This window comes from Polaribacter sp. OB-PA-B3 (genome assembly GCF_054589375.1).
Window position 1 is genome coordinate 1 of record NZ_BAAIIX010000001.1, and the last position, 10,116, is coordinate 10,116.

Here is a 10,116-nt window from a genome sequence, read left to right on the forward strand (position 1 = left end):
TAGCGGATGCAAAAACTAAAGTATATGGGGATAGTGATCCAAGTTTAACCTATACTGTTAGTCCTAGTTTACTATCTGGTGATGCTTTAACTGGTAGTTTGTCTAGAGCAACGGGGGAAAACGTTGGTACGTATGCCATCTCTTCTTCGCTAGCAAACAGCAACTATGCAATCTCTTTTACATCGGATGATTTGACAATCTCTCAAAAAGCAATTACCATTATAGCGGATGCAAAAACTAAAGTATATGGGGATAGTGATCCAAGTTTAACCTATACTGTTAGTCCTAGTTTACTATCTGGTGATGCTTTAACTGGTAGTTTGTCTAGAGCAACGGGGGAAAACGTTGGTACGTATGCCATCTCTTCTTCGCTAGCAAACAGCAACTATGCAATCTCTTTTACAACGGATGATTTGACAATCTCTCAAAAAGCAATTACCATTGTAGCGGATGCAAAAACTAAAGTATATGGGGATAGTGATCCAAGTTTAACCTATACTGTTAGTCCTAGTTTACTATCTGGTGATGCTTTAACTGGTAGTTTGTCTAGAGCAACAGGGGAAAACGTTGGTACGTATGCCATCTCTTCTTCGCTAGCCAACAGCAACTATGCAATCTCTTTTACAACGGATGATTTGACAATAACCAAAGCAAATCAAAACATTACTTTTGACCCTATAACTCATGATGATGAAGATAGTTTTGAGCTAACAGCAACATCAACATCTGGTCTTACTATTACATATAGCAGCTCAGATACTTCTATTGCAACAATCAATGGAAATATGATTACAGTTATTGGAACAGGAAACGTTACAATAACAGCATCTCAACCTGGAAATAATAATTACAATGCAGCAACAGATGTTTCTCAAATATTAAATATAACAACACTTAGTATTTCAGATTTTTCATTTACCAGTAGTAATGTTCTGTTATATCCAAATCCATCAAAAAATAACATTAAAATTAGATTAGGAATCGAAAAAGCAAATATTAATATTTATGATATGTCAGGAAAATTAGTGAAAACACATAAGGATTATATTTCTGATAATAATATTGATATTTCAGATTTACCAATTGGTGTATTTATTCTGAGAATTAATAATAATAAAAAAATGATTACTAAAAGATTGACAAAAACTGAATAGTTTTAATAATCAACTTAATTTAAAAAGGGCTATCAGATTTAATTTTGATAGCTCTTTTTTATTGCTTTAATTTTGTAAAGGAATTCAATAAATTTTCTTTTGTATTATCTACAACTTGCCAATTATAAATTGCAGATAGCTGATATAACTTAGATAACTCTTCTAATAATCTTTCTTTAGCTTTTTGTTTTAAAGCCGTTAACTCTATAGTTTCTTGTATATTAAGAATACTATTTTCATTAATTTTATTTAAATCAGATTTAGAAAAGGAATTGAAACTACTTTGCTGTAAATCAAAATATTTAATGTCTGGGGAAATGTTAATCTCTTCTTTAGGTATTTTATTGATGTAAATAGTTTTACCAATAGAATCTATTTGAATTTCTAATTTAGATAAATCATAACCAACTTCTACATTTGCATTTACAGTAACAATAGCTTTTTTATCAAAAGAAAGATAATTATAAAAATATTTTTTTGAGTCTGAATAATTATAGACTTCAGAAAAACTAGCTTTAGAGACAACTAGCTTACTTAAATTTTTAATTGAATTTACAACAACCTGAATTTCTTCTTTTTTAACGGTATTACTCTCCTTTTTATACCACAATTTTGCAAGCATAAAACCAAAGAAAAACACCAAAGCATATTTTAGAAAACGCATTTTAAATCTTTTTCTAAAGATACTAAAAGTTTATTCTTCTACTGTTTGCTCTTCTTTTGGAAAAGCTTGTTTACTATAGATAAATAAAAGCGCCACACCAACACTAATAAAAGCATCTGCAGGATTAAATATATATTGAAAAAAGGTAAAGAAATCACCACCAATTACAGGAATCCAATCTGGTAAAGTTCCTTGCCAAATAGGAAAATAAAACATATCTACAACTTTACCGTAAAACAAGTTTCCGTAAGGTTTATCTGAAAATAATGTTGCTACTTGATGATTAGAATGATCGAAAATAATACCATAAAAAACAGAATCTATAATATTACCTACTGCACCAGAAAAAATTAATGAAATCGCAATTATTACACCGTTATGTACTTTTCTTTTGATATTGCCAATTAACCAATAAATTATTGCAGAAACTGCCACCAATCTAAATAAAGTTAAAAATAGTTTACCGGCTTTACCGCCAAACTCAAAGCCCATTGCCATCCCATTATTTTCTGTAAAATGAATTCGAAACCAATCGAAAACCAATACCTCTTCACCCAAAGCAAAATTGGTTTTTACATAAATTTTAATAATTTGATCTAATAAAATAGCAACTACTATTGTAAATATTGCCAGTTTCTTTTTTGACATTTTTTCTAATTTGTGCTCACAAAAATAACAATATTATTGTCTTTATAAGTGTGTTAAGTAAATATTCCCTTTATTTGAGGTAATAGTAAGTTTTTTAAAATTCTTACTATTTATTTCTTGATGTTTTTTTTGATAAAAAACACTATCTATTTTTATCTTTCCGTTTTTAGAAATCACATTTAAATTTGCATTTTTAAAGTTGCCAAAAACGTTACCGGCAAACATTTTTAACTCTAAATCTTTTTGTATTGTATCTAATTTTACGATACCGTTTTCTAAAAACATTCTTAAGTTTCCTCTAAAACTTTTACTATGTATATTAATATAATCACCAAAAATGACAACATTAATATTTTTGGGTAATTTTATAGTTGCAGATGCTCTTTTTAACCTTTCTGTAATGTATTTTCTAAAAACCGTTTCTGGTGTTTTTAAATTCGCAATTTTAAATTTAATTTCTAATTCTTTATTATTTTCATCAACAATAATGTGTTGCTTATTTGGATTTTCTGCATACAAAAAGACTTCTATAAATTTAGAATTAGAATTTTCTAAAGTAAAACTATCTAATCCTTCCGTAGAAATTGCTACTTCTGTTGCAGTACTTGTAATTTTTTTTAAAACCTTTTTTTGACAGACAGTAACTGAAGTAATAAAACTTAATAAAAGCAAAAAAAATTTACGCATATTATTTAGTTTGCTGATTTAAAAAAAGCTTTCAAGTTATTTGAAAGCTTTTTTAAATTATTGTTTGCGTTTTGCCTCGATACTTAGAGTAGCGTGTGGCACTAACTTTAAACGTTCTTTTTGTATTAATTTACGTGTTACTCTGCAAATACCGTACGTTTTATTTTCTATTCGAATTAAAGCATTTTTAAGGTCTCTAATAAACTTTTCTTGCCTAATTGCTAACTGCACATTTGCTTCTTTGCTCATAACTTCAGAACCTTCATCAAAAGATTTAAAAGAGTGAGAAGTATCGTCTGTACCATTACTTGCATCATTTTTATAAGAGCTTTCTAACAAAGCTAAATCTGCCTTTGCTCTGGCAATTTTCTTCTCTATAATCTCCTTAAATTCTTGTAAATCAGCATCTGAATATTTTAACTTAACATCTGACATATTCTTACATTTTTTCTATTAATATTCTACTTTTAATGGCATCAAATTCAATTTCGGCACCATTAGTTAACTCGTCTACAAAAACCAATTCTTTGGTTAGTGTTTCACTCATAATGTAGTCTTTATTATCTAAAATAGATTTTTGTAAGTTATCGAAATTTAAAACCGTTAACTTTATTTTATCTGTTACTTCTAAACCTGTGTCTTTACGCGCATTCTGAATTCTGTTTACCAATTCTCTAGCAACTCCTTCTTTACGTAACCCTTCCGTTATTGTAACATCTAAAGCAACTGTTAACGAGCCCTCATTTGCAACTAACCAGCCTTCTATATCTTTAGATGATATCTCTACATCTGAAAGTTCTAAAGTAATATTTTTTCCATTAACGTCAAGAGAAATGTTTTTATCTTTTTCTATTTTGTTAATATCTTCTTGGTTAAATTTTTGCACTTCTGCCGCAATAAAACGCATGTCTTTACCAAATTTTGGCCCTAAAGCTTTAAAATTAGGCTTAATTTGTTTGATTAAAATATCTGAAGCATCATCTAAAATAGTAATCTCTTTTACGTTTACTTCGTTTTTAATTAAGTTGGCTACTGCTAAAATTTCTTCTTTTTGTTGTGCTGTATCAACCGGAATCATAATTTTTTGTAATGGTTGACGCACTTTTATCTTTTCCTTTGCTCTTAAAGATAATACTAAAGAAGATATTGTTTGTGCATTTTCCATTTTACGCTCTAAACTCTTATCTACAAAACTTTCGTCGTATTTTGGAAAATCGGATAAATGAATACTTTCTGAAGCTTCTTTAGCTGTTACAGAGTTTAAATCTTGATACAAGCGATCCATAAAAAACGGAGCAATTGGCGCACTTAACTTTGCAATTGTATTCATACAAGTATACAAGGTCTGGTATGCAGAAATTTTATCTGTTTCGTAAGTTCCTTTCCAAAACCTTCTTCTACTTAAACGCACATACCAGTTACTTAAATAATCTTGTGTAAAGTCTGATATTGCTCTAGCAGCTCTTGTTGGTTCGTATTCTGAATAAAACTTATCTACTTTTGCAATTAATGTATGTAATTCAGATAAAATCCATCGATCTAATTCTGGTCTGTTTTCTAAAGCGATATCATCTTCTTTATAAGCAAAACCATCAATGTTTGTATATAAAGTAAAGAAAGAATATGTGTTGTAAAGTGTTCCGAAGAATTTACGTTTTACCTCTTCGATTCCTTCTAAATCAAACTTTAAATTGTCCCAAGGATTTGCATTCGAAATCATATACCAACGTGTTGCATCTGCACCGTATGTTGATAATGTTGTAAAAGGATCTGTTGCATTACCTAAACGTTTAGACATTTTATGTCCGTTTTTGTCTAAAACTAATCCATTAGAAACTACATTTTTATAAGCTACCGAATCAAAAACCATTGTAGCAATTGCATGTAAAGTATAAAACCAACCTCTTGTTTGATCTACTCCTTCTGCAATAAAATCTGCCGGAAAAGATTCGTTACCATCAATTTTCTGTTTATTTTCGAACGGATAGTGCCATTGTGCATAAGGCATAGAACCAGAATCGAACCAAACATCTATTAAATCACTTTCTCTTTTCATTGGCTGCCCAGAAGCAGAAACTAAAATAATTTGATCTACAATGTTTTTATGTAAATCTAATTTTGCATAGTTTTCATCAGAATTATTGTCAACTTCAAAATCTTCGAAAATATCTTTTGCTAAAACGCCAGCTTGTACAGCTTTTGCCATTTCTTCTTTTAATTCTTTTACAGAACCAATACAAATTTCTTCTTTACCATCTTCTGTTCTCCAAATTGGCAACGGTATTCCCCAATAACGAGATCTTGATAAATTCCAGTCGTTTGCATTTGCTAACCAATTACCAAAACGGCCAGTACCCGTAGATTCTGGTTTCCAGTTAATAGTTTTGTTTAAGCTATGCATTCTATCTTTTACATCTGTTACTTTTATAAACCAAGAGTCTAGTGGATAGTATAAAATTGGTTTATCTGTACGCCAACAATTTGGGTAACTATGCTTGTATTTTTCTACTTTAAAAGCTTTATTTTCATTCTTTAACTTTAGTCCTAAACGTTCATCTACAGATAAATATTTATCTTGATTTTTTAAAACCTCTGTTAAATTCCCTTTTTGAATTTTTAATTCTTCTTCTAAATCTTTTTCATTTAAATATTCTGCTTTTACATATTCTCCTGCAAAACCATAAATATCATCTTTAATTTCTTTTCTAAATCTACCCTGTAAATCTACTAAAGGAACTAAATTATCGTTTTCATCTTTTATTAATAAAGGCGGAATTTCTGGTGAAGCTTGTTTTGCTACCAAAGCATCATCTGCACCAAAAGTTGGTGCTGTGTGTACAATACCTGTACCATCTTCTGTGGTTACAAAATCTCCAGAAATTATTCTAAAAGCGTCTTGTTTGTTCTCAAACTCACAACCATAATCCAATAACTGCTCGTATTTAATACCTACTAAATCTTTACCTACAAATTCTTTTATAATATAAAAAGGAATCTTTTTATCGCCAGAATTGTATGCTTTTAACTCTTCTAAAGTTTCTACTTGCACATTGTTTTTACCACCAAACTGCTTACCAACTAATTTCTTAGCCAACACAACTTTTGTTGGTTTAAATGTATACTGATTATAAGTATCTACTAAAACATATCCTATTTTTGGCCCAACCGTTAATGCGGTATTACTCGGCAATGTCCAAGGCGTTGTTGTCCAAGCAATAAAGTTAATTGCACCTTCATTTTGTAAGAATTCTGGCAATGTACTTTCTATTGCTTTAAATTGTGCAACGATAGTTGTATCTGTTACATCTTGGTAAGTTCCGGGTTGATTTAACTCGTGAGAACTTAATCCTGTACCTGCTTTTGGTGAATATGGCTGAATTGTATATCCTTTGTAAATTAACTTTTTACTGTAGATTTCTTTTAACAACCACCAAACAGATTCCATATATTTAGGTTCGTAAGTAATATATGGATCTTCCATATCTACCCAATAACCCATTTTCTGCGTTAAATCGTTCCAAATATCTGTGTAACGCATTACCGCTTTTCTACATGCCGCGTTATAATCTTCTACAGAAATCTTTTTACCAATATCTTCTTTTGTGATTCCAAGCTCTTTTTCTACACCTAATTCTATCGGTAACCCATGCGTATCCCAACCAGCTTTTCGCTTAACTTGGTATCCTTTCATGGTTTTGTAACGTGGAAAAATATCTTTAATAGCACGTGCTAAAACATGGTGAACACCTGGTAAACCATTTGCAGACGGTGGTCCTTCGAAGAATACAAAAGGTTCTGCACCTTCTCTTGTTGTTACACTTTTTTCAAATATGTTATTTTCTTCCCAGTAGTTAAGAATTTCTTCTGCAACTTTTGGTAAGTCAAGACCTTTATATTCAGGAAATTTCGCGCTCATTTTCTTTCTTTTCTTATAAGAATGCGAAATTAATCATTTTCTTGTAATTCTTAGATTTATGGCAAAAAAAAAGAGCCTAATTAAAGGCTCTTCTTATATGTTTGTGTTTTTTACTACATTTTTATGATAACAAACTCTGTTCTTCTATTTGCTTGATGCTGTTCTTCTGAACATTCAACAGTATTTGTATGGCTATTGTTATCTACACATTTATTTACCAACCTTGCTTCTCCGTATCCTTTACCAGAAATTCTATAATTTAAAATTCCTTTATTAATTATATAAGCTACAGAAGATTTTGCTCTTCTATCTGATAACGCTTCATTGTATGCTTCATTACCTCTAGCATCTGTATGAGAACTAGATCTTATTACTAATTTTTCATACTTTTTCATGATACTAACAATTTTATCTAACTCTAATGCAGCATCTTCTCTAATATTAGATTTATTGTAATCAAAATAAATTGGTCTAATTTTAATTATTAATTCTCCCCTTTCATTATAAGTAAAGTCAGATATAACTTTTAAATCAAAATCTAATTTTAAATCTACCTTTTGTTCTGTTGTAGTTTCAAAAGATACAGTATCTGGTTGATAATATTCTTTTATTGCTGTAATCGTATATTTATTATCACAAGGCAAACTAAAAGAGAATTTTGCGTTTACATCTGCATAAACTTCTTCTACAATATTACCTTTATCATCTTTTAAAGTTAATTTTGCTCCTGGTAATATATTCTGAAATTTTTTATCTTTTACAAAACCTGAAACAATTTGCATGCACGGTGTAACTTCTGGTTCGATAAGCGATTCTACTGCATAAATATCATCATCACCTAAACCACCTTCTCTATTAGAAGATAAATATCCTTTTTTAGTAATTGAATTGATAGAAAAAGCAAAATCATCTAATTTAGAATTTACGGGTGCTTTTAAGTTTTCTGGTTTGGTGTATGTTCCATTTTCTTTTTTTGTTGAAAAAACATCTAAAGCTCCTATACCAAAATGACCATCCGAAGAAAAATATAAAACATCATCATCAGAAATAAAAGGAAACATTTCTCTACCTTCTGTATTTACAGTAGTTCCTAGATTTTGAACTTCTCCAAAACCACCATCTTCTTTAATTTCTACTACATAAATGTCTGTACCTCCAATTCCACCAGGCATATCAGAAGCAAAATATAGTTTTTTACCATCTTTACTAACAGACGGATGACCCACAGAATACTCGCTACTATTAAATGGTAATTCTACTACGTTATCCCATTTATTATAATTCCATTCTGCTTTTAAAATTTTTAAATTATTATATCCTTCTTTATCAACTTTATATTTACCTGCTACATAATTGTTTCTTGTAAAATACATTGTTTTTTTATCCGGAGAGAAACTAACAGAAGATTCGTGATATTTAGAGTTTACTTCATCAGAAAACATTGGTCTCACTTCAGAATCGTCTCCTTCTACAGTTGTTATTTTTTCTTTAACAACTTTAAATATATCTAAAAAGTATTTATCATTTCTTGTGTGGCTTCTTTTTACGAATAGGTTTCTTTCTCTGGGTGAAGAAAATAAAATTGTATTTCCGTAATCAGTTACTCCAAAATCTGAATATTTTGTATTGATACTTTTTTGGTTAACTACTGTATAATTTGGTTTTCCGTTTTTTAAATCATCTAGGGTTACTTCATTATTTGTAAAATTTTCCCCTCTAGAATCATTCTGCTTTTGTTCATGAAATTTTTTCATCCATAAATTAGATGCATCAAAATTACCAACACTTCTTAGAGTTTGTGCATATCTAAAAATATGCTCTGGTGATTGATTAGGAAACTCATTAAATAAACGCTCATAAACGCTCGAGGCTTTTTGCATATTTACATTAAAATAATAACTATCTGCCAGTCTTTGTAAAACATGTTCTGTAGCGTTTTCTGATGCTAATTTCTCATAAGCATCTGCGGCAAAAACATAAGATAGGTTTTCGAAATAAGTATCTGCTTTTTTAGTTTCTTTAGTTTGCCCAAGTATGGTTAAAGAACTAAATAAAAGTACGATTGTAATTTGTATTGTTTTTTTCATAATTGTTGTGTTAAAACTAAAAGAATCTTGGAGATTTAATTTTATTTCTTTCAAAATCGAAATTAAATAGTACAAAAACTTCATGAGAACCAGAGTTAAAATTACCCAAGTTTGTTAATGTATAATCATACGCGTAACCTATTCTTAAACTTTTTGATGCTCTTACATTTATTAATGCAGAAACAGACTCGTCTAATCTGTAAGAAAGTCCGAATTCTAATTTATCGTATAAAAGAACGTTTCCAGAAAAATCTATAGATAAAGGCGCTCCTTCTGCTGCTTTTACCATTGTAGATGGTTTTAATTTGACATCATTAGATAAATCGAAAACATAACCTGTTGTTAAAAAAAAGTGTTTTCTTTCTGATGCTCTTGTTACTTGACCTCCTTCTTTTTCAAAATGAAATGTTTGTAAAAGATTTGGTATTGATAAACCTGCGTAAAACTTATCGGTATAATAAAATGCCCCTGCGCCTAAGTTTGGTAAAATTTTATTTGCATTCTGATTTATGAATGCTTGGTCATTATCATTAACAGTATTTAAACACGGTAAACAAACATTAAAAAATGTAAACCCTGCTTTAATACCTAAAGCCAAATTCGCATTTTCTCCTACTTTTAATGTGTAAGAGAAATCTCCGTAAACATTTTGTTCTTCTACCGGACCAATTTCATCTACAATAACAGAAAAACCTAAACCAACATTTTTACCTACTGGAGAATTTATTCCTAATGTTAATGTTCTTGGTGCCCCGTCTATACCAACCCATTGTGATCTACCTAAAAGATTTACACTTAGAACATCATATGACCCAGCATAAGCTGGGTTTATGATATTCATGTTATACATATACTGTGTATACTGTGGATCTTGTTGTGCTTTTACAGAAACAGTAAATAATAGCACTGTAATTATTACAATTATTTTTTTCATTTTTATTGCCTTTATTTTTTTATCTG

At 29.9% G+C, this 10,116-nt stretch carries 8 protein-coding genes; 1 reads left to right on the forward strand and 7 read right to left on the reverse strand.

All coding sequences use genetic code 11. From position 1 onward, the window contains the following. A partial coding sequence (locus ACYPV9_RS00005; protein ID WP_459741172.1) for an MBG domain-containing protein occupies positions 1-1,154 on the forward strand: 1,154 nt, incomplete at its 5' end. 58 nt (positions 1,155-1,212) lie between these two features. On the opposite strand, the gene ACYPV9_RS00010 is transcribed toward ACYPV9_RS00005, so the two are convergent. The 7 genes from ACYPV9_RS00010 to ACYPV9_RS00040 all read right to left on the reverse strand — a co-directional run bounded on the left by ACYPV9_RS00010 (position 1,213) and on the right by ACYPV9_RS00040 (position 10,090). Next, positions 1,213-1,818, reverse strand: coding sequence for a DUF4230 domain-containing protein (locus ACYPV9_RS00010; protein WP_459741173.1), 606 nt, complete (start codon positions 1,816-1,818; stop codon positions 1,213-1,215). A gap of 30 nt (positions 1,819-1,848) precedes the next feature. After that, the gene (locus ACYPV9_RS00015; protein WP_459741174.1) at positions 1,849-2,466 is read right to left on the reverse strand and encodes a lipoprotein signal peptidase; all 618 of its coding nucleotides are present in this window, start codon (positions 2,464-2,466) and stop codon (positions 1,849-1,851) included. Positions 2,467-2,508: 42 nt separating this feature from the next. After that, on the reverse strand, positions 2,509-3,153 hold the full coding sequence (locus ACYPV9_RS00020) for a hypothetical protein (protein WP_459741175.1): 645 nt from the start codon (positions 3,151-3,153) through the stop codon (positions 2,509-2,511). A gap of 57 nt (positions 3,154-3,210) precedes the next feature. Further along, positions 3,211-3,588: a TraR/DksA family transcriptional regulator gene (locus ACYPV9_RS00025; RefSeq protein WP_077810847.1), complete on the reverse strand. Its 378-nt coding sequence runs from the start codon at positions 3,586-3,588 to the stop codon at positions 3,211-3,213. 4 nt (positions 3,589-3,592) lie between these two features. Then, complete coding sequence (ileS, locus tag ACYPV9_RS00030) at positions 3,593-7,069, reverse strand: isoleucine--tRNA ligase (protein ID WP_459741176.1); 3,477 nt, start codon at positions 7,067-7,069, stop codon at positions 3,593-3,595. 113 nt (positions 7,070-7,182) lie between these two features. Continuing rightward, positions 7,183-9,156, reverse strand: coding sequence for an OmpA family protein (locus ACYPV9_RS00035; RefSeq protein ID WP_459741177.1), 1,974 nt, complete (start codon positions 9,154-9,156; stop codon positions 7,183-7,185). Positions 9,157-9,172: 16 nt separating this feature from the next. After that, the gene (locus ACYPV9_RS00040) at positions 9,173-10,090 is read right to left on the reverse strand and encodes a PorP/SprF family type IX secretion system membrane protein (protein WP_299062997.1); all 918 of its coding nucleotides are present in this window, start codon (positions 10,088-10,090) and stop codon (positions 9,173-9,175) included. Between the last annotated feature and the right edge of the window lie 26 nt (positions 10,091-10,116).